Here is a 22,722-nt window from a genome sequence, read left to right on the forward strand (position 1 = left end):
GTCGGCGATTAACCGTCCTTCTCGATTTCACAGAGTAGCGGATGCTGGCTTTCCCTGGCGTACTGGTTGACCTGCATGGCCTTTGTCTCGGCGATGTCGCGGGTAAACACTCCACATACTGCCCGTCCTTCTGTATGGACGGCCAGCATGACCTTGGTCGCCAGCTCGCGATTCAGGTTAAAAAACACCTCGAGCACTTCGACGACGAAATCCATCGGTGTGTAGTCATCGTTGAACAAAACCACCTTGTACATCGGCGGCGCCTGTAACGCGGGCTTTGCTTCCTGAACAGCAACGCCTGCCGAATCGTCGTCGTGCTCCTGTGGAAGATCCTTTTGGAGAAGCGGGCGATCCTGATTGAATGTTAGTCGAATCTGGCTGATTGCATGCATGGAAAAAAAGGTTCGTCAGTTGTGCGAATACAGTGGTGGGGGCGGTTGCACACGTTTTCAACTACGACTGCCCGGTCACCTTGACTATCGGGAAAACGGTGTTACAACCAATAGAGCCCACAGTGGGTAAAAAAGATCCGCGGAGTCAATTCTTTTATCGAATTCGATTGCGGATGTCGTGGATGATACTCCAGCGATGGAGTCTGTTGCAGAGGGATTTGAGCATGGCTGTCGGCAAGGTGAAATGGTTCAACAATGCCAAGGGATTCGGCTTTATCAATACCGACGCCCGGGAAGGTCGCGATGAGGATGGCAAGGACATTGATTTCTTTGCCCACTACTCGGCCATTGAAATGGATGGGTACAAGACCCTGAAAGCGGGTCAGGCGGTAAACTTCGAGATCGTTCAAGGCCCTAAAGGCTTGCATGCCGTGAAGATAACTTCGGTCGAAGTCGCTTCGGCGCCGAGCTCGATTGCCACGGAAAAACAAACGGCAACCAGTTGAAGCCTCAAAACATTCGGTCATAAAAAAACCGCCTGACTCAACCCATCGAGTCAGGCGGTTTTTGCGTGCCTGCAACTTTTACATATGCGAAATCAGCGCATCTCCGAACCCGGAGGACGAAACCAGCTTCGCGCCATCCATCAAACGCTCGAAATCATAAGTAACAGTCTTCGCGCCGATCGCACCGTTGGTGCCCTTGATGATCAGGTCCGCCGCTTCAGTCCAGCCCATGTGACGCAACATCATCTCGGCCGAGAGAATCAGCGAGCCCGGGTTGACCTGATCCTTGCCGGCGTATTTCGGTGCGGTACCGTGGGTCGCCTCGAACATCGCTACGGTGTCGGACAGGTTGGCACCCGGCGCGATGCCGATACCGCCCACTTCCGCCGCCAGGGCGTCAGACAGGTAGTCGCCGTTGAGGTTAAGCGTTGCGATGACATCGTATTCGGCCGGGCGCAGCAGGATCTGCTGGAGCATGGCGTCGGCGATGGCGTCCTTGACCACAACGTTCTTGCCGGTTTTCGGGTTCTTGAACTGCATCCACGGACCGCCATCGAGCAGCGTCGCACCGAATTCTTCGGCCGCCACTTCGTAGGCCCATTCCTTGAAGGCACCTTCGGTGAACTTCATGATGTTGCCTTTGTGCACGATGGTCAGCGAGTCGCGGTCATTGTCGACCACGTATTGCAGAGCCTTGCGCGCTAGGCGCTTGGTGCCTTCGCGGGAGACCGGCTTGACGCCGATGCCGCAGTTTTCGTCGAAACGGATCTTGGTGACGCCCATTTCTTCTTTAAGGAATTTGATGACCTTGGTGGCTTCCGGCGAACCGGCCTTCCATTCGATACCGGCGTAAATGTCTTCGGAGTTCTCGCGGAAGATGGTCATGTCGACATCGCCGGGCTTTTTCACCGGGCTTGGCACGCCTTCGAACCAGCGCACCGGACGCAGGCAGACGTACAGGTCGAGCTGCTGACGCAGGGCCACGTTCAGCGAGCGGATGCCGCCACCGACCGGAGTGGTCAGCGGGCCTTTGATCGAAACCACGTAATCCTTGACCGCGTCGAGGGTTTCCTGCGGCAGCCAGGTGTCCTGGTCATAAACCTGAGTGGCCTTTTCGCCGGCGTAGACTTCCATCCAGGAAATCTTGCGCTTGCCGCCGTAGGCCTTTTCAACAGCAGCATCGACAACCTTGATCATCACCGGACTGATGTCGACACCAATACCGTCACCTTCGATGAAGGGGATGATCGGGTTATCAGGAACATTGAGAGAATGGTCTGCATTGACGGTGATTTTGTCGCCGACGGCTGGAACCTGAATCTTCTTGTAACCCATGCTGAACTCCATTGTTTGGATTGAACACCTGGCTTGCTTCGAGCGTAACCCAGTTGAATCAACACGCAAACCCTATGTTCCTGCGCCGCGCACATCTCGTTTCCTACAAGCCTGAAAGCAAAGGGAAAAGCGCCAAACTCCAGCATTCGTAACGAGTCTTTGCCCGGTCGCGCCCTGCGACCTTTAGACCAATGGACGAGAATCGTTGCATATGAACCATCGGCAGATTGCCAGCTACCTATGTATAATGCCGCCCGCTGACCACAGGGTCACGACGGCTGGCCTCTCTAGCACGAGACTTTCCGCCTGATTGGTCGGGTTGTTACCGCAGCCTGACTGCTTGACGCTCTACTGATGCACCCAACATCACCGCGAAGAATCTCGACATTCGGTTCATGGATGACTTTGAACGAACGCGCTTACCCGGCGCCCCTCGAGTTTCTGCGCACGCTTTAGCAAAGAAGAGAGAGTTAATCCGAATATGCCCACCCGCTCGAAGATCATCTATACCTTCACCGACGAAGCTCCTGCCCTCGCCACCTATTCCCTGCTGCCGATCATCGAGGCTTACACCGCCTCGGCCGATATCGCCGTGGAAACCCGCGATATCTCTCTTGCAGCGCGCATCCTGGCAAGCTTCCCCGAGCAACTGGGCGACAAAGCCGTAGCCGACCACCTCGCCGAACTGGGCGACCTGGCCGTTACGCCTGAAGCCAACATCATCAAGCTGCCGAACATCAGTGCTTCGGTGCCACAGCTGCAAGCCGCGATCAAAGAGCTGCAGGCGCAGGGCTACAACCTGCCGGACTACCCGGAAACCGTGACCAGCGACGCCGACAAAGACGCCAAGGCGCGTTACGACAAGGTCAAGGGCAGCGCCGTGAACCCGGTTCTGCGTGAAGGCAACTCCGACCGCCGCGCTCCGCTGTCGGTGAAGAACTATGCGCGCAAGCACCCGCACAAAATGGGCGCCTGGGCCAAGGACTCCAAGTCTCACGTCGCGCACATGAGCACCGGCGATTTCTACGGCAGCGAAAAAGCTGTCCTGATCGACGCCGCTGACGCTGTGAAGATCGAGCTGATCGCCAAGGACGGTAGCGCTACCGTTCTGAAAGAAAAAACCACCGTTCAGGCTGGCGAGATCCTCGACTGCGCCGTGATGAGCAAAAACGCCTTGCGTGCGTTCATCGCTGCCGAGATCGAAAGCGCCAAGGCCCAGGGCGTGCTGCTCTCGGTTCACCTGAAAGCGACCATGATGAAGGTCTCCGACCCGATCATGTTCGGCCAGATCGTTGCCGAGTTCTATAAAGACGCACTGACCAAGCACGCTGACGTGCTGAACCAGATCGGCTTCAATCTGAACAACGGCATCGGCGATCTGTACGCGCGCATCAAGGCCCTGCCGGCCGAGCAGCAAGCGCAGATCGAAGCCGATATCGCAGCGGTCTATGCCGTTCGTCCGTCGCTGGCGATGGTCAACTCCGACAAAGGCATCACCAACCTGCACGTGCCGAGCGACGTCATCGTTGACGCCTCGATGCCAGCGATGATCCGTGACTCCGGCAAGATGTGGGGCACCGACGGTCAGCTGCACGACACCAAGGCTGTGATCCCGGATCGTTGCTACGCGACCATCTACCAGGCTGTGATCGAAGATTGCAAAGCCAATGGTGCTTTTGATCCGACCACCATGGGCAGCGTGCCGAACGTCGGTCTGATGGCGAAGAAAGCCGAAGAGTACGGCTCCCACGACAAGACCTTCCAGATCAAGGCTGACGGCGTTGTTCGCGTCACCGACAGCAAAGGCAAGCTGCTGATGGAACAGGCTGTCGAAGCCGGCGACATCTTCCGCATGTGCCAGACCAAAGACGCGCCGATCCAGGACTGGGTCAAACTGGCCGTCAACCGTGCTCGCGCGAGCAGCACGCCGGCGATCTTCTGGCTCGACCCGATGCGCGCCCACGACGGCGTGGTGATCGAGAAGGTTCAGGCCTACCTGAAGGACCACGACACCAGCGGTCTGGACATCCAGATCATGGCGCCGGTCGACGCGATGAAGTACACCCTGCAGCGCACCCGCGAAGGCAAGGACACCATTTCGGTGACCGGCAACGTACTGCGCGACTACCTGACCGACCTGTTCCCGATCATGGAACTGGGCACCAGCGCCAAGATGCTGTCGATCGTGCCGCTGATGAACGGCGGCGGCCTGTTCGAAACCGGCGCCGGCGGTTCGGCGCCGAAGCACGTGCAGCAACTGGTTGAAGAAAACTTCCTGCGCTGGGATTCGCTGGGTGAGTTCCTTGCCCTCGCCGCTTCCCTTGAGCACCTGGGCGTGAACTACAACAACCCGAAAGCACTGGTGCTGTCGAAAACCCTGGACCAGGCCACCGGCCAGTTCCTCGACAACAACAAGTCGCCATCGCGCAAGGTCGGCAACATCGACAACCGCGGCAGCCACTTCTATCTGGCGATGTACTGGGCTCAGGCCCTGGCTGCCCAGACCGAAGACGCTGCACTGCAAGCGCAGTTCGCGACTCTGGCCAAAACCCTGACCGAGAACGAGGCAACCATCGTTGCCGAGCTCAACGCCGTTCAGGGCAAGCCAGTCGACATCGGCGGTTACTACCACGCCGACGCCGAGCTGATCAGCAAGGCCATGCGTCCAAGCGCAACCTTCAACGCGGCGATTGCTGCGCTGGTTTAAGGTTGTAATGCGGTGAACAGACCCCGGCCTTGTGCCGGGGTTTGTGTTTCCGGGTTTTGTGATCACCACAAAACTTTGTGGGAGCTGGCTTGCCAGCGATGGCGGTTTATCATCCAGCATGGATGGTGACTGAACCACCGCTATCGCTGGCAAGCCAGCTCCCACAGGGATTGGGATTTAACCAATAGATTGAGGAAGGTTTTATGGAATGGCTCCCCCACATCACCGTCGCCACCATCGTCGAGGACAACGGTCGCTTCCTGATGGTCGAAGAGCACAAAGGTGGGCGTAATGTGCTCAACCAGCCCGCCGGCCATCTCGATCCGGATGAAACCCTGATCGATGCGGCCATTCGCGAAACCCTCGAAGAAACCGGCTGGGACGTCGAACCGACAGGCGTGATCGGCATTTATCTGTACACCGCACCGAGCAACGGCGTGACTTACCAGCGCATATGCTTCAGCGCCAAAGCCGTGCAGCATCACCCGGATTACCGGCTGGACGACGGCATCGTCGGCGCCAAGTGGCTGACCCGCGACGAATTAATCGCCCAGCGCGATAACTGGCGCAGTGAACTGATCATCCGTTGCATCGACGATTATCTGGCCGGTCATCACTTCAGCCTCGAACTGATCCGCCCTTCTCTTTAGCCTTGCGGCCGCGAGCCTGATAGAATCGCGCCCTTTTCCAAGACACTCATTGAATCCCTATGCGTGATCCAGCCCCTTCTGACACATCCAAGAAGCGCGTCATTGTCGGCATGTCCGGCGGCGTGGACTCTTCCGTTTCTGCCCTTCTGCTGATCGAGCAGGGTTACGAAGTGGAAGGCCTGTTCATGAAGAACTGGGAAGAAGACGACGGAACGGAATACTGCACCGCCATGGACGACCTGGCGGATGCTCAGGCTGTCTGCGACAAGATCGGCATCAAGCTGCACACCGCCAACTTTGCCGCCGAGTACTGGGACAACGTGTTCGAGCACTTCCTCGCCGAATACAAGGCCGGGCGCACGCCGAACCCGGACATCCTGTGCAACCGCGAGATCAAGTTCAAAGCGTTCCTCGACTACGCGATGATGCTCGGCGCCGACCTGATCGCCACCGGCCACTACGTGCGCCGCCGTGATATCGATGATCGCACCGAACTGCTCAAGGGCCTCGATCCGAACAAGGATCAGAGCTATTTCCTGCACGCCGTCGGCGGCGAACAAATCGCCAAGACCCTGTTCCCGGTCGGCGAACTGGAAAAGCCGCAAGTGCGCGAGATTGCCGAGAAGTACGAACTGGCCACCGCCAAGAAGAAGGATTCCACCGGGATCTGCTTCATCGGCGAGCGCCGTTTCAGCGATTTTCTCAAGCAATACCTGCCGGCACAACCGGGCGAGATCAAGACCACCGAAGGCGAAGTCATCGGCCGTCACCACGGCTTGATGTACCACACCATCGGCCAGCGTCAGGGCCTCGGCATCGGCGGCTTGAAGGATGCCGGTGACGAGCCGTGGTACGTGCTGCGCAAGGATCTGCAGAGCAACGAGCTGATCGTCGGCCAGGGCAACAACCATCCGTGGCTGTTCTCCAGCGCCCTGCTCGCTTCGGAAATTTACTGGGTCAACCCGATCGACCTGAGCCAGCCGCTGCGCCTGACGGCGAAAGTGCGCTATCGCCAGAGCGATCAGGCCTGCACCCTGGAAAAAACCGCCAGCGGTTATCGCGCCGTGTTCGACGAACCGCAACGCGCGGTGACGCCGGGCCAATCGGTGGTGTTCTATGACGGTGAAATCTGCTTGGGTGGCGGCGTGATCGAAGTGGCCGAGCCGTGGAGCGGCCAGGCATGAGCCCGACTCAGGAGCAACTGACAGCGCTGGGCGGTGTGTTTCTCGCCGCCGTGCTGGTCGATCGCATCGCCAAGACCGGCCAGACCAACGAGGCCGGCCTGAGTTGCATGCTCGGCAGCCTGCTGGTCCGCGACCCGAAAGATACGCTGGACGTGTACGGCGGCGACGACATCAATCTGCGCGAGGGTTATCGCGCGCTGATTGGCGCCCTTGAGCGCGATCCGAGCACCTTGCAGCGCGAGCCGTTGCGCTACGCGCTGTCGATGCTCGGTCTGGAGCGGCAACTGGCCAAGCGTGACGACATGCTTGAGACGATTGCCAAACGCCTGCCGCAGATCCAGTCGCAGGTGGAGCATTTTGGCCCGGCCCACGAAAACGTCGTGGCCGCTTGCGGTGCGTTGTACCAGGACACTTTGAGCACTCTGCGCCAGCGCATTCAGGTGCACGGCGACATGCGCAACCTGCAACAGCCGAGCAATGCCTCGAAGATCCGCGCCCTGCTCCTCGCCGGTATCCGCTCGGCGCGCCTGTGGCGTCAGCTCGGTGGTCATCGCTGGCAGTTGGTGATCAGCCGCCGCAAGTTGCTTAAAGAGCTTTATCCGTTGATGCGCAGCGAGTAAACGCCGCGTCACGAAGGCTTTGTAGTCTGTAACGCGTAATACGCCGGTCAGTTGGCGACGGACCGGCGGATTTTTTCATGTATGATACGCGCCCCATTTCGTTGCCCGACTGTCCGAGAACACCCCATGCAGCTCTCTTCGCTCACTGCGGTTTCCCCTGTTGACGGCCGCTACGCCGGCAAAACCCAGGCCCTGCGCCCGATTTTCAGCGAGTACGGCCTGATCCGTGCCCGCGTTCTGGTTGAAGTGCGCTGGCTCCAGCGCCTGGCCGCCCACGCTGGCATCCCTGAAGTGCCAGCCTTCTCCGCCGAGGCCAACGCCGTTCTCAACGAACTGGCTGACAACTTCTCGCTGGAGCACGCCGAGCGCGTCAAAGAGATCGAGCGCACCACCAACCACGACGTCAAAGCGATCGAATACCTGCTCAAAGAGCAGGCGGCCAAGCTGCCGGAGCTGGCCAAGGTCAGCGAATTCATCCACTTTGCCTGCACCAGCGAAGACATCAACAACCTGTCCCACGCCCTGATGCTACGCGAAGGCCGTGACGACGTGATGCTGCCGCTGATGCGCCAGACCGCCAACGCCATCCGCGAACTGGCCATCCGTTTCGCCGACGTGCCGATGCTGTCGCGCACCCACGGCCAGCCGGCTTCGCCGACTACTCTGGGTAAAGAACTGGCCAACGTGGTTTACCGTCTCGAGCGTCAGATCGCTCAAGTCGCTGCCGTGCCGCTGCTGGGCAAGATCAACGGCGCTGTCGGCAACTACAACGCACACCTCTCGGCCTACCCGCAGATCGACTGGGAAGCCAACGCCCGCGCCTTCATCGAAGACGAGCTGGGTCTGGGCTTCAACCCGTACACTACGCAGATCGAACCGCACGACTACATCGCCGAGCTGTTCGACGCGATCGCACGCTTCAACACCATCCTGATCGACTTCGACCGCGACATCTGGGGCTACATTTCCCTGGGTTATTTCAAGCAGCGCACCATCGCTGGTGAAATCGGTTCGTCGACCATGCCGCACAAGGTCAACCCGATCGACTTCGAAAACTCCGAAGGCAACCTGGGTATCGCCAACGCATTGTTCCAGCACCTGGCGAGCAAGCTGCCGATCTCCCGCTGGCAGCGCGACCTGACCGACTCCACCGTCCTGCGCAACCTCGGTGTCGGCTTCGCCCACAGCGTGATCGCTTACGAAGCCAGCCTCAAAGGCATCAGCAAACTCGAGCTCAACGAGCAGAAGATTGCCGCTGACCTCGATGCTTGCTGGGAAGTATTGGCTGAGCCGATCCAGACCGTGATGCGTCGCTACAACATCGAAAACCCGTACGAAAAGCTGAAAGAACTGACCCGCGGCAAGGGCATCAGCCCTGAAGCGTTGCAGACTTTCATCGATGGTCTGGACATGCCAGCCGAAGCCAAAGCCGAGCTCAAGCAACTGACCCCGGCCAACTACATCGGCAACGCAGTGGCACAAGCCAAACGCATCTGATCGACCGTTTGCCCCGTTTGAGACGCCCGGCCGCGCCGGGCGTTTTTATTCCCGTCTGAAAAGTGCTTTTTTTCAATAGGTTACATATGAATTCCGATATTCCTCTTCAACTTCTGGGCGGCCTCACAGCACGCGAATTCCTGCGTGACTACTGGCAGAAAAAACCGCTGCTGATTCGTCAGGCGATTCCTGACTTCGAAAGCCCGATCGACGCCGACGAACTGGCCGGCCTGGCCCTGGAAGAAGAAGTCGAATCGCGCCTGGTGATCGAACATGGCGAGCGTCCATGGGAACTGCGTCGCGGCCCGTTCGCCGAAGACGAGTTCAGCAAATTGCCAGAAAAAGAGTGGACACTGCTGGTGCAAGCGGTTGACCAGTTCGTGCCGGAAGTCAGCGAACTGCTGGAAAACTTCCGCTTCCTGCCGAGCTGGCGCGTCGATGACGTAATGATCAGCTTTGCCGCACCGGGTGGCAGCGTCGGCCCGCATTTCGACAACTACGATGTGTTCCTGCTGCAGGGCCATGGCAAGCGCAACTGGAAAATCGGCCAGATGTGCGATTCCGAGAGCCCGCTCCTGCAGCACGCTGACCTGCGCATCCTCGCTGAATTCCACGAGACCGAAGAATGGGTGCTGGAGCCAGGCGACATGCTCTACCTGCCGCCGCGTCTGGCCCATTGCGGCGTCGCAGTCGACAACTGCATGACCTACTCGGTCGGCTTCCGTGCGCCGAGCGCTGCTGAAGTGCTGACCCACTTCACCGACTTCCTCAGCCAGTTCCTGACCGACGAAGAGCGCTACACCGATGCCGACGCCAAGCCGGCGGTCGATCCGCACCAGATTCAACACGATGCGCTGGATCGTCTGAAAAGCCTGCTCGCCGAACACATGAGCGATGAGCGCCTGCTGCTGACCTGGTTCGGCCAGTACATGACCGAGCCGCGCTACCCGGAACTGGTGGTCGGCCCGGAAGACGTCGAAGAAGAAGACTTCCTCGCCGCCCTGCAGGACGGCGCTGTGCTGATCCGCAACCCGAGCGCGCGCCTGGCCTGGTCGGAAGTCGACGACGATCTGCTGCTGTTCGCCAGCGGCCAGAGCCGTTACCTGCCGGGCAAGCTGCGCGAACTGCTGAAGCTGATCTGCGCCGCTGACGCGCTGCACGCCGACAACCTGGGCGAATGGCTGAGCGATGAAGACGGCCGCAGCCTGCTCTGCGAACTGGTCAAGCAAGGAAGCCTGGGGTTTGCCGATGAATAAAATTCGCGTTCGTGTCGCAGACTGGCAGAAGGATATCGCCGAGATCCGGCGCATTCGTGAAACGGTGTTCATCGCCGAACAATCGGTGCCACCCGAGCTTGAGTGGGACGCCGATGACGCGACCGCCGTGCATTTTCTGGCGTTCGAAGGCGACTTCCCGATCGGCACGGCGCGGCTGTTGCCCGACGGCCACATCGGCCGGGTTTCGGTGCTCAAAGACTGGCGCGGAATGAAGGTCGGTGACGCGCTGATGCAAGCGGTCATCGCCGAAGCCGAAGCACGCGGGCTGAAACAGCAGAAGCTCAGCGCTCAGGTGCAGGCCACGGCGTTCTATGAGCGCCTGGGCTTCAGCCTGGTCAGCGAGGAGTTTCTCGAGGCCGGCATTCCGCATGTCGACATGGTTCGGCATTCGGCCTGATTCCGAGACCTCTAGATCCCTGTGGCGAGGGGATTTATCCCCGCTGGGCTGCGAAGCAGCCCCAAATCCAGAAAACTCGGTGAGTCAGTTAAATCGAGCGCGCTGGGTCGGCGACTGCTGTGCAGCCGAGCGGGGATAAATCCCCTCGCCACAATGGCCGCAAGCACACCACAAAACGCCCCGCCATTTTCGGATGCCGGGGCGTTTTGCTGTCTACGATTCAACTTGCCCCACCCCGGGCCGACAAACTGGCAATATCAAGCCTTTCGAACGCGGAGATAACGGACATGTCCCTACGCACCCTGCTCACCACCCTGCTGCTCGGCTGCAGTTTTTCGGTGCTGGCAGCCACAGAAATCGTCCCCCTCAAATACCACACCAGCGCCGACATGCTGCCGGTGGCGCAGGACTTCATCGGCCAGGACGGTCAGGTCAGCGCTTACGGCAACCAACTGATCGTCAAGGCCGAGCCGGGCAAGATTCAAGAACTGAAGGATTTGCTCGCACAACTCGACACCGCGCCCAAGCGCTTGCTGATCACCGTCGACACCAACGAAAACAATGGCCGTGGCGACGAAGGTTATGCGGTCAACGGCGCCCAGCCGAACCAGACCCGGATCATCAGCCGCAGCACCACCAGCCGCAATGGCGGCGTTCAGCAAGTGCAGACCAGTGAAGGCACTCCGGCGCTGATTCAGGTTGGCCAGAGCGTGCCGATCACCAACACCCAGAGCGACTCCTACGGCGGTTACAGCAGCGAGACCCAATACCGCAACGTCACCCAGGGTTTCTACGTCACCGCCAGCGTTACCGGCGAGACCGTTCATCTGGCGATCAGTACAAACCGTGACCGCATGAGCCAGGAACGTCCCGATGTAGTGAACGTGCAAAGCACCGACACAACCGTCACCGGACGCCTCGGTGAATGGATCACCCTGGCGGGCGTCAACAGCCAGACTCAGGCCGACAAACAGGGGCTGACCCGCAGCTACTCGACTCAAGGCCGGGATGACATGACCTTGCGGGTGAAAGTCGACTCCCTGGACTAAAGCACCGAAAACTGACTGATTAGTCGTATTAGACGAAAGATGTAGTGCCTTAAAAAAAGCACTACAAAACGTTTGACGAGGCCAAAAAGCGAAGGCATGATGGCCTCGCTCCCGCTAATCAGAGGCCCTGGCAAGGGCCTTCGAAGCGCCGTTCGCACCTATCCCGCGAACCGTTTCGTGTCTGTACCGCCCACAAGGTGTGTTTGACGAGGTTGCCGACTGGAACGAAGTTGTCCCGAGGGACGGAAGCGTATTTAGGTAACCCGGCTTCACGCTGCAGACCGTATAAAGGCCCACGACGCCGGAATGCGCCCGCACCGCGCCACTACCTGCTCACTTCCCCTCGAGCCCATCGTTCATCCCGTCGCCTACCCCGCCGAATTCGACTTGACCACCTAAGCTTCTGGTCAGCGAGCGCAGGAATTTTCCACCGCAGAACAACTTTTCATAAAAGACGCGACGAGGTTTATCTCCATGGCACTGACACGCGAACAGCAAATTGCAGCCCTCGAAAAAGACTGGGCCGAGAACCCGCGCTGGAAAGGCGTGACTCGCACTTACTCCGCTGCCGACGTGGTCCGCCTGCGTGGCTCGGTTCAGCCTGAGCACACCTTCGCGAAGATGGGCGCCGAGAAGCTGTGGAACCTGGTTACCCAGGGTGCCAAGCCGTCCTTCCGTCCAGAGAAAGATTTCGTCAACTGCATGGGCGCCCTGACCGGCGGCCAGGCTGTTCAGCAGGTCAAGGCCGGTATCCAGGCGATCTACCTGTCCGGCTGGCAGGTGGCTGCGGACAACAACTCCGCCGAATCGATGTACCCGGATCAGTCACTGTACCCGGTTGACTCGGTACCGACCGTGGTCAAGCGCATCAACAACTCGTTCCGTCGTGCTGACCAGATCCAGTGGAAAGCCGGCAAGAACCCGGGCGATGACGGCTACATCGACTACTTCGCGCCAATCGTGGCCGACGCTGAAGCAGGCTTCGGCGGCGTACTCAACGCCTACGAGCTGATGAAGAGCATGATCGAAGCAGGCGCCGCCGGCGTTCACTTCGAAGACCAACTGGCTTCGGTGAAGAAATGCGGCCACATGGGCGGCAAGGTTCTGGTGCCAACCCAGGAAGCCGTACAGAAGCTGACCGCTGCCCGTCTGGCAGCTGACGTTGCCGGCACGCCGACCATCATTCTGGCCCGCACCGACGCCAACGCGGCTGACCTGCTGACTTCCGACTGCGACCCGTACGATCAGCCATTCGTGACCGGCGAGCGTACTCAGGAAGGTTTCTACAAGGTACGTGCCGGCCTGGATCAAGCGATCGCCCGTGGCCTGGCTTACGCACCGTACGCCGACCTGATCTGGTGCGAAACCGCCAAGCCGGATCTGGAAGAAGCCCGTCGCTTCGCTGAAGCGATCAAAAAGGAATACCCGGACCAGCTGCTGTCGTACAACTGCTCGCCTTCCTTCAACTGGAAGAAGAACCTGGACGACGCGACCATCGCCAAGTTCCAGCGCGAACTGTCCGCCATGGGCTACAAGCACCAGTTCATCACCCTGGCCGGCATTCACAACATGTGGCACAGCATGTTCAACCTGGCGCACGACTACGCCCGCAACGACATGACCGCCTACGTGAAGCTGCAAGAGCAGGAATTCGCTGACGCCGCCAAGGGTTACACCTTCGTTGCGCACCAGCAGGAAGTGGGCACTGGCTACTTCGACGACATGACCACCGTGATCCAGGGCGGCTCGTCCTCGGTGACCGCGCTGACCGGTTCGACCGAAGAAGAACAGTTCCACTGATTCGGCTTCACCTGAGCAAACGGCCTTTGCGGATCGAATAAAAAGCTAACCGCAGAGCCGCAAGACTGACGCCCCGACTGGATCGGGGCGTTTTTTTGCCTGTTGGAATCTCAAAGCCCCCATAAATTTCCTGTGGGAGCGAGCCTGCTCGCGAAGGCGATAAGTCAGCTTGCACATCTGGAGGCTGATCCACCGCTTTCGCGAGCAGGCTCGCTCCCACAGGGCTACCGTCAGCCGAGAGATGGAACATTGATCTGAAGCGCTACAAGCGTCAGAAATTTCCGCTAAAACGGTAGGCTTCGCTACTTGCAGTAATGCGCAAGTAAGACAACTTCCCAGCCACTCACTGGTTAAACAGTTACAAAACCACTCCAAACGATATCAATTATCATTTAGCAGCAACTATGTTCGTTACAAAGCCTACAAAACATAATTGACGGAAACCCGGCTAATGCCCGCAACGCATGGGCCGCAGCGCCTTCAGGAGACGCTATGTCCTTAATCCGGTAAATAATTTCGCCTTTGGAATTTTACTTGCCGGGTGTTTAGCCATAAAATCAGCCCGATTGATTGCTGCGACATATCGTCACTGCCTTATTTCTTTATCAAGCTCAGAGACCTTTGCTCTCTGTTAAGGATTACCAGCATGCCCGAAGCGACAGGACTCATGGCCCACAACTGGGGCTTTGCCATTTTCCTTCTGGGTGTCGTCGGCCTGTGTGCCTTCATGCTTGGCGTCTCCAGCCTCCTCGGGTCAAAAGCCTGGGGTCGCAGCAAAAACGAACCGTTCGAGTCGGGCATGCTACCTACCGGTGGCGCCCGCTTGCGGCTCTCAGCCAAATTCTATCTGGTCGCGATGCTCTTCGTGATCTTCGATATCGAAGCCCTCTTTCTCTTTGCATGGTCTGTGTCCGTCCGCGAAAGCGGCTGGACCGGATTCGTCGAAGCTCTCGTTTTCATAGCAATTCTGTTGGCAGGTCTTGTCTACCTGTTCCGAGTGGGCGCCCTTGACTGGGCTCCGGAAGCTCGTCGCAAGCGGCAGGCGAAGCTGAAACAATGAGGCTTTGGCAATGCAATACAATCTCACCAGGATCGACCCCGATGCTCCTAACGAGCAGTATCCGATTGGCCAGCGGGAAACCGTTGCCGATCCGTTAGAAGATCAAGTTCACAAAAACATTTTCATGGGCAAGCTGGAAGACGTGCTGAGCGGCGCGGTCAACTGGGGACGTAAGAACTCCCTGTGGCCGTACAACTTCGGCCTGTCGTGCTGCTACGTGGAAATGACCACCGCCTTCACGGCGCCCCACGACATCGCGCGCTTTGGCGCCGAAGTCATCCGGGCCTCGCCGCGTCAGGCCGACTTCATGGTTATCGCCGGTACCTGCTTCATCAAGATGGCGCCGATCATTCAGCGTCTCTACGAGCAAATGCTCGAACCGAAATGGGTTATCTCCATGGGTTCGTGCGCCAACTCCGGCGGCATGTACGACATCTACTCCGTGGTTCAAGGGGTGGACAAGTTCTTGCCCGTGGACGTCTACGTACCTGGCTGCCCGCCCCGTCCGGAAGCATTTCTGCAAGGCTTGATGCTGTTGCAGGAATCGATTGGACAGGAGCGTCGTCCGCTTTCCTGGGTCGTTGGTGATCAAGGCGTGTATCGCGCCGACATGCCATCGCAGAAGGAACAGCGCCGCGAACAGCGAATCGCAGTCACCAATCTGCGCAGCCCTGACGAAGTCTGATCCAGTTCTGTTCCAAGTAACGAGAAGCTGGCTTCATTCTTTACGTTGACCGAAAGCGAAAAAATAACCATGACTACAGGCAGTGCTCTGTACATCCCGCCTTACAAGGCAGACGACCAGGATGTGGTCGTCGAACTGAACAACCGTTTTGGCGCCGAAGCGTTCACCGCGCAGGCAACCCGCACCGGCATGCCTGTGCTGTGGGTGGCCCGTGCCAGACTGGTTGAAGTCCTGACTTTCCTGCGCAACCTGCCCAAGCCGTACGTCATGCTCTATGACCTGCACGGCGTGGACGAGCGTCTGCGCACCAAGCGTCAAGGGCTGCCAACCGGCGCCGATTTCACCGTGTTCTATCACCTCATGTCGCTGGAGCGTAATAGTGACGTGATGATCAAGGTGGCCTTGTCCGAAGGCGACCTCAGCATGCCTTCCGTCACCAGCATCTGGCCCAACGCCAACTGGTACGAGCGCGAAGTCTGGGACATGTTCGGCATCGACTTCAAAGGCCACCCGCACCTGTCGCGCATCATGATGCCGCCGACCTGGGAAGGTCACCCGCTGCGCAAGGACTTCCCGGCGCGCGCCACCGAATTCGATCCGTTCAGCCTCAACCTCGCCAAGCAGCAGCTTGAGGAAGAAGCCGCGCGTTTCCGTCCGGAAGACTGGGGCATGAAGCGTTCCGGAGCCAACGAGGACTACATGTTCCTCAACCTCGGCCCGAACCACCCTTCGGCGCACGGTGCGTTCCGCATCATCCTGCAGCTGGACGGTGAAGAGATCGTCGACTGCGTCCCGGACATCGGATACCACCACCGTGGCGCCGAGAAGATGGGCGAGCGTCAGTCCTGGCACAGCTACATTCCGTACACCGACCGTATCGACTACCTCGGCGGCGTGATGAACAACCTGCCGTACGTGCTCTCGGTCGAGAAGCTCGCCGGCATCAAGGTGCCGCAGAAGGTCGATGTCATCCGCATCATGATGGCCGAATTCTTCCGGATCACCAGTCACCTGCTGTTCCTGGGTACCTACATCCAGGACGTCGGCGCCATGACCCCGGTGTTCTTCACTTTCACCGACCGCCAGAAGGCGTACACGGTGATCGAGGCGATCACCGGTTTCCGTCTGCACCCGGCCTGGTACCGCATCGGTGGCGTCGCCCACGACCTGCCGCGCGGCTGGGAAAAACTGGTCAAGGATTTCGTCGAGTGGATGCCCAAGCGTCTGGACGAATACACCAAGGCCGCCCTGCAGAACAGCATCCTCAAGGGGCGTACTGTCGGCGTCGCTGCCTACAACACCAAAGAGGCCCTGGAATGGGGCGTCACCGGTGCCGGCCTGCGTTCGACCGGTTGCGATTTCGACCTGCGCAAAGCGCGTCCGTACTCGGGCTACGAGAACTTCGAATTCGAAGTGCCACTGGCCGTCAACGGCGATGCCTATGACCGCTGCATGGTCCGCGTCGAAGAGATGCGCCAGAGCATCAAGATCATCGATCAATGCATGCGCAACATGCCGGAAGGCCCGTACAAGGCGGATCACCCGCTGACCACGCCGCCGCCGAAAGAGCGCACGCTGCAGCACATCGAAACCCTGATCACGCACTTCCTGCAGGTTTCGTGGGGCCCGGTCATGCCGGCCAACGAATCCTTCCAGATGATCGAAGCGACCAAGGGCATCAACAGTTATTACCTGACGAGCGACGGCGGCACCATGAGCTACCGTACCCGGATCCGTACTCCGAGCTTCCCGCACCTGCAACAGATCCCTTCGGTGATCAAAGGCAGCATGGTCGCGGACTTGATTGCGTACCTGGGTAGTATCGACTTCGTTATGGCCGACGTGGACCGCTAAGCATGAACAGCACGCTTATCCAGACAGACCGTTTCACCTTGAGTGAAACCGAGCGCTCGGCCATCGAGCACGAGCTGCATCACTACGAAGACCCGCGCGCGGCGTCGATCGAAGCCCTGAAGATCGTTCAGAAGGAACGCGGCTGGGTGCCGGATGGCGCCTTGTACGCGATCGGCGAGATCCTCGGCATCCCGGCCAGCGACGTTGAAGGCGTGGCGACGTTCTACAGCCAGATCTTCCGTCAGCCGGTCGGCCGCCACATCATTCGCGTCTGCGACAGCATGGTCTGCTACATCGGCGGCCACGAGTCGGTGGTCAGCGAAATCCAGAACAATCTGGGCATCGGCTTGGGTCAGACCACCGCCGACGGTCGTTTCACCCTGCTGCCTGTCTGCTGCCTCGGCAACTGCGACAAGGCACCGGCGCTGATGATCGACGACGACACCTTTGGCGACGTGCAGCCTGCTGGCGTGGCCAAACTGCTCGAGGGCTACGTATGACCCTGACATCTTTTGGTCCAGCCAACCGCATCCAGCGCTCGGCCGAGACGCACCCGCTGACCTGGCGTCTGCGCGATGACGGCGAAGCCGTGTGGCTCGACGAGTACCAGGCCAAGAACGGTTACGCCGCTGCGCGCAAAGCCTTCGCCGAGATGGATCAGGACGCGATCGTCCAGACCGTCAAAGACGCTGGCCTCAAGGGTCGCGGCGGTGCCGGCTTCCCCACTGGTGTGAAGTGGGGCCTGATGCCCAAGGACGAATCCATAAACATCCGCTACCTGCTGTGCAACGCGGATGAAATGGAGCCGAACACCTGGAAAGACCGCATGCTGATGGAGCAACTGCCCCATCTGCTGATCGAAGGCATGCTGATCAGTGCCCGCGCGCTGAAAACCTACCGTGGCTACATCTTCCTGCGCGGCGAATACACTACCGCCGCCAAGCACCTCAACCGTGCCGTGGAAGAAGCCAAGGCGGCCGGCCTGCTGGGCAAGAACATTCTCGGTTCGGGTTTCGATTTCGAGCTGTTCGTCCACACCGGTGCCGGGCGTTACATCTGCGGTGAAGAAACCGCGCTGATCAACTCCCTCGAAGGCCGCCGCGCCAACCCGCGCTCCAAGCCGCCCTTCCCTGCCGCCGTCGGCGTGTGGGGCAAGCCGACCTGTGTGAACAACGTCGAAACCCTGTGCAACGTGCCGGCGATCATTGCCGACGGCGTTGACTGGTACAAATCGTTGGCCCGCGAAGGTTCCGAAGACATGGGCACCAAGCTCATGGGCTTCTCCGGCAAGGTCAAGAACCCGGGCCTGTGGGAACTGCCATTCGGCGTCACCGGTCGTGAACTGTTCGAAGATTACGCCGGCGGCATGCGCGACGGCTTCAAGCTCAAGGCCTGGCAGCCAGGCGGCGCCGGTACCGGTTTCCTCCTGCCCGAGCACCTCGACGCACAAATGTATGCCGGCGGTATCGCCAAGGTCGGCACCCGGATGGGTACCGGTCTGGCGATGGCGGTGGATGACAGCGTCAACATGGTCTCGCTGCTGCGCAACATGGAGCAGTTCTTCGCTCGCGAATCCTGCGGTTTCTGCACCCCGTGCCGCGATGGTCTGCCATGGAGCGTCAAGCTCCTGATGGCCATCGAACAGGGCAAGGGCCAGCCGGGCGACATCGAGACCCTGTTGGGCCTGGTCGGTTTCCTCGGCCCGGGCAAGACCTTCTGTGCTCACGCACCGGGAGCCGTGGAGCCGCTGGGCAGCGCGATCAAATACTTCCGTCCAGAGTTCGAAGCCGGTATCGCGCCTGTCAGCGCCGCCGTCCCGCCTCTGGCAAGGCCGATCGTAGTCGGCGCTTAAACGCTTAAAAAGGCGAAGGGTCCGTGCCCTTCGCCTTTCGTCCGATGACGCCCTCCGGGGCTGTTTGGATTCGGACGCATAACAAGATTCCATTAGCCACGCCCGCTGACACCGGGCCAACGAAGACCTTTGAACCATGGCCACTATCCACGTAGACGGCAAAGCGCTCGAAGTCGACGGGGCAGACAACCTGTTACAGGCATGTCTGTCGCTGGGCCTCGACATTCCATATTTCTGCTGGCATCCCGCGCTTGGTAGCGTCGGGGCCTGCCGCCAGTGCGCGGTCAAGCAGTACACCGACGAGAACGACACCCGTGGTCGCATCGTCATGTCCTGCATGACGCCCGCCACCGACAACACCTGGATCTCCATCGACGATGAAGAATCCAAGGCGTTCCGCGCCAGCGTTGTCGAATGGCTGATGACCAACCACCCGCACGACTGCCCGGTGTGCGAGGAAGGCGGTCACTGCCACCTGCAAGACATGACAGTGATGACCGGCCACAACGAGCGCCGTTATCGCTTCAGCAAACGCACCCACCAGAACCAGCAACTCGGCCCGTTCATTTCCCACGAAATGAACCGCTGCATCGCCTGCTACCGCTGCGTGCGTTTCTACAAGGACTACGCCGGCGGTACCGACCTCGGTGTATTCGGCGCCCACGACAACGTGTACTTCGGTCGCGTTGAAGACGGCACCCTCGAAAGTGAGTTCTCCGGCAACCTCACCGAGGTCTGCCCGACCGGCGTGTTCACCGACAAGACTCACTCCGAGCGCTACAACCGCAAGTGGGACATGCAGTTCGCCCCGAGCATCTGCCATGGCTGCTCGAGCGGTTGCAACATTTCCCCGGGCGAGCGTTACGGTGAACTGCGTCGCATCGAAAACCGTTTCAACGGTTCGGTGAACCAGTATTTCCTCTGCGACCGTGGCCGTTTCGGTTATGGCTACGTGAACCGCACTGACCGTCCACGTCAGCCGCTGCTGGCCGATGGCACCAAGCTCAGCCTAGACGCTGCGCTGGACAAAGCCGCCGACCTGCTGCGCGGACGCAACATCGTCGGCATCGGTTCGCCACGCGCCAGCCTCGAGAGCAACTACGCGTTGCGCGAACTGGTAGGCGCCGAGCACTTCTATTCGGGTATCGAAGCCTCCGAGCTGGAGCGCATTCGTCTGGTCCTTCAGGTGCTGAACGACAGCCCGCTGCCAGTGCCGAACATGCGCGATATCGAAGACCACGACGCGATTTTCGTCCTCGGTGAAGACCTGACCCAGACCGCTGCGCGCATGGCGCTGGCTCTGCGTCAGTCGGTCAAGGGCAAGGCTGAAGACATGGCCGAAGCCATGCGCGTCCAGCCTTGGCTCGACGCGGCGGTGAAGAACATCGGTCAGCACGCGCTGAACCCGCTGTTTATCGCCAGCCTCGCCGAAACCAAGCTCGACGACGTTGCCGAAGAATGCGTACACGCAGCTCCCGACGACCTGGCACGCATCGGTTTCGCCGTGGCTCACGCGCTGGATGCCAGCGCGCCGGCCGTTGAAGGTCTGGACACCGAAGCCCTGGAACTGGCGCAGCGTATCGCCGATGCCCTGCTCGCCGCCAAGCGTCCGCTGATCATCGCCGGTACTTCGCTGGGCTCCAAAGCCTTGATCGAAGCCGCCGCGAACATCGCCAAAGCCCTGAAGCTGCGCGAGAAGAACGGTTCGATCAGCCTGATCGTGCCGGAGGCCAACAGCCTCGGTCTGGCCATGCTCGGTGGCGAGTCGGTCGACGACGCGCTGCAAGCGGTCATCGATGGCAAGGCCGACGCGATCGTCGTGCTGGAAAACGATCTGTACACCCGCACTGCCAACGCCAAGGTCGATGCCGCATTGAACGCCGCGAAAGTGGTGATCGTCGCCGACCATCAGAAAACCGCCACCACCGATCGCGCGCACCTGGTTCTGCCAGCGGCGAGCTTCGCCGAGGGCGACGGTACGCTGGTCAGCCAGGAAGGTCGCGCCCAGCGTTTCTTCCAGGTTTTCGATCCGCAATACCTGGACGCGAGCATCCTGGTTCACGAAGGCTGGCGCTGGCTGCACGCCCTGCGCGCGACCCTGCTGAACCAGCCGATCGACTGGACGCAACTCGACCACGTCACCGCTGCCGTTGCCTCGAGCACCGCGCAACTGGCACGTATCGTCGATGCTGCACCTTCCGCTGCGTTCCGCATCAAGGGTCTGAAACTGGCCCGTGAGCCGCTGCGTTACTCCGGTCGCACCGCGATGCGCGCCGACATCAGCGTTCACGAACCACGCACCCCGCAAGACCAGGACACCGCGTTCGCCTTCTCCATGGAAGGTTACTCGGGCTCCGCCGAACCGCGTCAACAAGTGCCATTCGCATGGTCGCCGGGCTGGAACTCGCCACAAGCCTGGAACAAGTTCCAGGACGAAGTCGGTGGTCATCTGCGCGCTGGCGATCCGGGCACGCGCCTGATCGAAAGCACTGGCGACTCGCTGAACTGGTTCGCTGCTGCTCCGCGCGCATTCAATCCGGCGCCGGGCACTTGGCAGGCCGTGCCGTTCTACCACCTGTTCGGCAGCGAAGAAAATTCTTCGAAAGCCGCGCCGGTGCAAGAGCGCATTCCGGCTCCGTACGTGGCTCTGGCGAAATCCGAAGCGGATCGCCTCGGCGTCAACGACGGTGCTCTGCTGAGCCTGAACGTTGCCGGCCAGACCCTGCGTCTGCCGCTGCGCATCAACGAAGAACTGGGCGCCGGTCTGGTGGCATTGCCTGCGGGCATCGCCGGCATTCCACCGGCATTCGCCGGCGTATCCGTCGACGGTCTGCAGGAGGCAGCGCAATGACCTGGTTCACCCCTGAAGTGATCGATGTGATCCTGACGGTCATCAAAGCCATCGTGATCCTGCTGGCCGTGGTGGTCGCGGGCGCCTTGCTCAGCTTTGTCGAACGTCGCCTGCTGGGCTGGTGGCAGGACCGTTACGGTCCGAACCGCGTTGGCCCGTTCGGCATGTTCCAGATCGCCGCCGACATGCTGAAGATGTTCTTCAAGGAAGACTGGACCCCGCCGTTTGCCGACAAGGTGATCTTCACTTTGGCGCCGGTGGTGGCCATGTCCGCCCTGCTGATCGCCTTCGCGATCATCCCGATCACCCCGACCTGGGGCGTGGCGGATCTGAACATCGGCCTGCTGTTCTTCTTCGCCATGGCCGGTCTGTCGGTGTACGCGGTGCTGTTCGCCGGCTGGTCGAGCAACAACAAGTTCGCCCTGCTCGGCAGCTTGCGTGCCTCGGCGCAGACCGTGTCCTACGAAGTGTTCATGGGCCTGGCCCTGATGGGCATCGTGGTGCAGGTCGGCTCGTTCAACATGCGCGACATCGTCGAATACCAGGCGCAGAACCTGTGGTTCATCATTCCGCAGTTCTTCGGCTTCTGTACCTTCTTCATCGCTGGCGTCGCCGTGACTCACCGTCACCCGTTCGACCAGCCGGAAGCGGAACAGGAACTGGCCGACGGTTACCACATTGAATACGCCGGTATGAAATGGGGCATGTTCTTCGTCGGTGAATACATCGGCATCATCCTGATCTCGGCGCTGCTGGTCACCCTGTTCTTCGGTGGCTGGCACGGTCCGTTCGGCATCCTGCCGCAACTGTCCTTCGTCTGGTTCGCACTGAAGACCGCGTTCTTCATCATGCTGTTCATCCTGCTGCGCGCTTCCATCCCGCGTCCGCGTTATGACCAGGTGATGGATTTCAGCTGGAAATTCTGCCTGCCACTGACCCTGATCAATTTGCTGGTGACCGCTGCGGTTGTGTTGATGAACACGCCTGCGGTTGCGGTTCAGTGAGG

General features: G+C 59.9%; 19 protein-coding genes. 17 read left to right on the forward strand and 2 right to left on the reverse strand.

All coding sequences use genetic code 11. The features are described 5' to 3' along the window. Positions 1 to 8 precede the first annotated feature (8 nt). On the reverse strand, positions 9 to 392 hold the full coding sequence (clpS, locus tag NF676_RS16860) for an ATP-dependent Clp protease adapter ClpS (protein WP_011334948.1): 384 nt from the start codon (positions 390 to 392) through the stop codon (positions 9 to 11). Between the two features lie 224 nt (positions 393 to 616). On the opposite strand from clpS, the gene NF676_RS16865 reads away from it, so the two are divergent. Continuing rightward, positions 617 to 898, forward strand: coding sequence for a cold shock domain-containing protein (locus NF676_RS16865; protein ID WP_095182061.1), 282 nt, complete (start codon positions 617 to 619; stop codon positions 896 to 898). A gap of 78 nt (positions 899 to 976) precedes the next feature. Here the strand turns inward: NF676_RS16865 and icd are convergent, their stop codons facing one another. Further along, on the reverse strand, positions 977 to 2,233 hold the full coding sequence (gene icd, locus NF676_RS16870; protein ID WP_024013414.1) for an NADP-dependent isocitrate dehydrogenase: 1,257 nt from the start codon (positions 2,231 to 2,233) through the stop codon (positions 977 to 979). 481 nt (positions 2,234 to 2,714) lie between these two features. Here icd and NF676_RS16875 point away from each other — a divergent pair, with 481 nt between their 5' ends. From NF676_RS16875 to nuoH, 16 genes are all read left to right on the forward strand, one after another. After that, on the forward strand, positions 2,715 to 4,940 hold the full coding sequence (locus NF676_RS16875; protein ID WP_252886423.1) for an NADP-dependent isocitrate dehydrogenase: 2,226 nt from the start codon (positions 2,715 to 2,717) through the stop codon (positions 4,938 to 4,940). A gap of 203 nt (positions 4,941 to 5,143) precedes the next feature. After that, positions 5,144 to 5,590, forward strand: a complete 447-nt coding sequence (locus NF676_RS16880) for an NUDIX hydrolase (protein WP_041477075.1) — start codon at positions 5,144 to 5,146, stop codon at positions 5,588 to 5,590. A 59-nt stretch (positions 5,591 to 5,649) separates the two neighbouring features. Then, positions 5,650 to 6,774: a tRNA 2-thiouridine(34) synthase MnmA gene (gene mnmA, locus NF676_RS16885; RefSeq protein ID WP_150634940.1), complete on the forward strand. Its 1,125-nt coding sequence runs from the start codon at positions 5,650 to 5,652 to the stop codon at positions 6,772 to 6,774. Next, positions 6,771 to 7,394 carry a high frequency lysogenization protein HflD gene (hflD, locus tag NF676_RS16890; RefSeq protein ID WP_039763308.1) on the forward strand — a complete coding sequence of 208 codons (624 nt, stop codon included), beginning with the start codon at positions 6,771 to 6,773 and terminating at the stop codon, positions 7,392 to 7,394. The genes mnmA and hflD overlap by 4 nt, the downstream gene beginning before the upstream one ends. Positions 7,395 to 7,520: 126 nt before the next feature. Continuing rightward, a complete protein-coding gene (gene purB, locus NF676_RS16895; protein WP_095182064.1) occupies positions 7,521 to 8,891 on the forward strand; it encodes an adenylosuccinate lyase in 1,371 nt (456 codons plus the stop codon). Between the two features lie 86 nt (positions 8,892 to 8,977). Next, positions 8,978 to 10,147, forward strand: coding sequence for a ribosomal protein uL16 3-hydroxylase (locus tag NF676_RS16900; protein WP_016775274.1), 1,170 nt, complete (start codon positions 8,978 to 8,980; stop codon positions 10,145 to 10,147). Continuing rightward, positions 10,140 to 10,565 carry a GNAT family N-acetyltransferase gene (locus NF676_RS16905; protein WP_016775275.1) on the forward strand — a complete coding sequence of 142 codons (426 nt, stop codon included), beginning with the start codon at positions 10,140 to 10,142 and terminating at the stop codon, positions 10,563 to 10,565. Before NF676_RS16900 ends, NF676_RS16905 begins: the two co-directional genes overlap by 8 nt. A gap of 287 nt (positions 10,566 to 10,852) precedes the next feature. Then, positions 10,853 to 11,614, forward strand: a complete 762-nt coding sequence (locus tag NF676_RS16910) for a secretin N-terminal domain-containing protein (RefSeq protein WP_252886424.1) — start codon at positions 10,853 to 10,855, stop codon at positions 11,612 to 11,614. 474 nt (positions 11,615 to 12,088) lie between these two features. Beyond that, a complete protein-coding gene (aceA, locus tag NF676_RS16915) occupies positions 12,089 to 13,414 on the forward strand; it encodes an isocitrate lyase (RefSeq protein ID WP_016775277.1) in 1,326 nt (441 codons plus the stop codon). A 646-nt stretch (positions 13,415 to 14,060) separates the two neighbouring features. Beyond that, positions 14,061 to 14,474, forward strand: coding sequence for an NADH-quinone oxidoreductase subunit A (locus NF676_RS16920; protein ID WP_003223812.1), 414 nt, complete (start codon positions 14,061 to 14,063; stop codon positions 14,472 to 14,474). A 10-nt stretch (positions 14,475 to 14,484) separates the two neighbouring features. Next, positions 14,485 to 15,159: a NuoB/complex I 20 kDa subunit family protein gene (locus tag NF676_RS16925; protein ID WP_016775278.1), complete on the forward strand. Its 675-nt coding sequence runs from the start codon at positions 14,485 to 14,487 to the stop codon at positions 15,157 to 15,159. A gap of 69 nt (positions 15,160 to 15,228) precedes the next feature. Continuing rightward, on the forward strand, positions 15,229 to 17,013 hold the full coding sequence (gene nuoC / locus NF676_RS16930) for an NADH-quinone oxidoreductase subunit C/D (protein WP_056788887.1): 1,785 nt from the start codon (positions 15,229 to 15,231) through the stop codon (positions 17,011 to 17,013). Between the two features lie 2 nt (positions 17,014 to 17,015). Further along, complete coding sequence (nuoE, locus tag NF676_RS16935; RefSeq protein WP_003223804.1) at positions 17,016 to 17,513, forward strand: NADH-quinone oxidoreductase subunit NuoE; 498 nt, start codon at positions 17,016 to 17,018, stop codon at positions 17,511 to 17,513. After that, the gene (gene nuoF / locus NF676_RS16940) at positions 17,510 to 18,865 is read left to right on the forward strand and encodes an NADH-quinone oxidoreductase subunit NuoF (protein ID WP_024013417.1); all 1,356 of its coding nucleotides are present in this window, start codon (positions 17,510 to 17,512) and stop codon (positions 18,863 to 18,865) included. The genes nuoE and nuoF overlap by 4 nt, the downstream gene beginning before the upstream one ends. A gap of 136 nt (positions 18,866 to 19,001) precedes the next feature. After that, positions 19,002 to 21,716 carry an NADH-quinone oxidoreductase subunit NuoG gene (gene nuoG / locus NF676_RS16945; protein ID WP_252886425.1) on the forward strand — a complete coding sequence of 905 codons (2,715 nt, stop codon included), beginning with the start codon at positions 19,002 to 19,004 and terminating at the stop codon, positions 21,714 to 21,716. Continuing rightward, a complete protein-coding gene (gene nuoH, locus NF676_RS16950) occupies positions 21,713 to 22,720 on the forward strand; it encodes an NADH-quinone oxidoreductase subunit NuoH (RefSeq protein ID WP_016775282.1) in 1,008 nt (335 codons plus the stop codon). The genes nuoG and nuoH overlap by 4 nt, the downstream gene beginning before the upstream one ends. The last annotated feature ends 2 nt before the right edge of the window (positions 22,721 to 22,722 follow it).

This window comes from Pseudomonas siliginis (assembly GCF_024072275.1).
GTDB classification, from domain to species: Bacteria; Pseudomonadota; Gammaproteobacteria; order Pseudomonadales; family Pseudomonadaceae; genus Aquipseudomonas; species Aquipseudomonas siliginis.

Bases quoted from the DNA above. Each gene is read 5' to 3' on its own strand.
- nuoF (WP_024013417.1), top strand. From the start codon at position 17,510: ATGACCCTGACATCTTTTGGTCCAGCCAACCGCATCCAGCGCTCGGCC.
- nuoC (WP_056788887.1), top strand. From the start codon at position 15,229: ATGACTACAGGCAGTGCTCTGTACATCCCGCCTTACAAGGCAGACGAC.
- NF676_RS16905 (WP_016775275.1), top strand. From the start codon at position 10,140: ATGAATAAAATTCGCGTTCGTGTCGCAGACTGGCAGAAGGATATCGCC.
- icd (WP_024013414.1), bottom strand. From the start codon at position 2,233: ATGGGTTACAAGAAGATTCAGGTTCCAGCCGTCGGCGACAAAATCACC.
- hflD (WP_039763308.1), top strand. From the start codon at position 6,771: ATGAGCCCGACTCAGGAGCAACTGACAGCGCTGGGCGGTGTGTTTCTC.
- NF676_RS16865 (WP_095182061.1), top strand. From the start codon at position 617: ATGGCTGTCGGCAAGGTGAAATGGTTCAACAATGCCAAGGGATTCGGC.
- NF676_RS16920 (WP_003223812.1), top strand. From the start codon at position 14,061: ATGCCCGAAGCGACAGGACTCATGGCCCACAACTGGGGCTTTGCCATT.
- mnmA (WP_150634940.1), top strand. From the start codon at position 5,650: ATGCGTGATCCAGCCCCTTCTGACACATCCAAGAAGCGCGTCATTGTC.
- purB (WP_095182064.1), top strand. From the start codon at position 7,521: ATGCAGCTCTCTTCGCTCACTGCGGTTTCCCCTGTTGACGGCCGCTAC.
- NF676_RS16925 (WP_016775278.1), top strand. From the start codon at position 14,485: ATGCAATACAATCTCACCAGGATCGACCCCGATGCTCCTAACGAGCAG.
- aceA (WP_016775277.1), top strand. From the start codon at position 12,089: ATGGCACTGACACGCGAACAGCAAATTGCAGCCCTCGAAAAAGACTGG.
- NF676_RS16900 (WP_016775274.1), top strand. From the start codon at position 8,978: ATGAATTCCGATATTCCTCTTCAACTTCTGGGCGGCCTCACAGCACGC.
- nuoH (WP_016775282.1), top strand. From the start codon at position 21,713: ATGACCTGGTTCACCCCTGAAGTGATCGATGTGATCCTGACGGTCATC.
- nuoG (WP_252886425.1), top strand. From the start codon at position 19,002: ATGGCCACTATCCACGTAGACGGCAAAGCGCTCGAAGTCGACGGGGCA.
- NF676_RS16910 (WP_252886424.1), top strand. From the start codon at position 10,853: ATGTCCCTACGCACCCTGCTCACCACCCTGCTGCTCGGCTGCAGTTTT.
- NF676_RS16875 (WP_252886423.1), top strand. From the start codon at position 2,715: ATGCCCACCCGCTCGAAGATCATCTATACCTTCACCGACGAAGCTCCT.
- NF676_RS16880 (WP_041477075.1), top strand. From the start codon at position 5,144: ATGGAATGGCTCCCCCACATCACCGTCGCCACCATCGTCGAGGACAAC.
- clpS (WP_011334948.1), bottom strand. From the start codon at position 392: ATGCATGCAATCAGCCAGATTCGACTAACATTCAATCAGGATCGCCCG.
- nuoE (WP_003223804.1), top strand. From the start codon at position 17,016: ATGAACAGCACGCTTATCCAGACAGACCGTTTCACCTTGAGTGAAACC.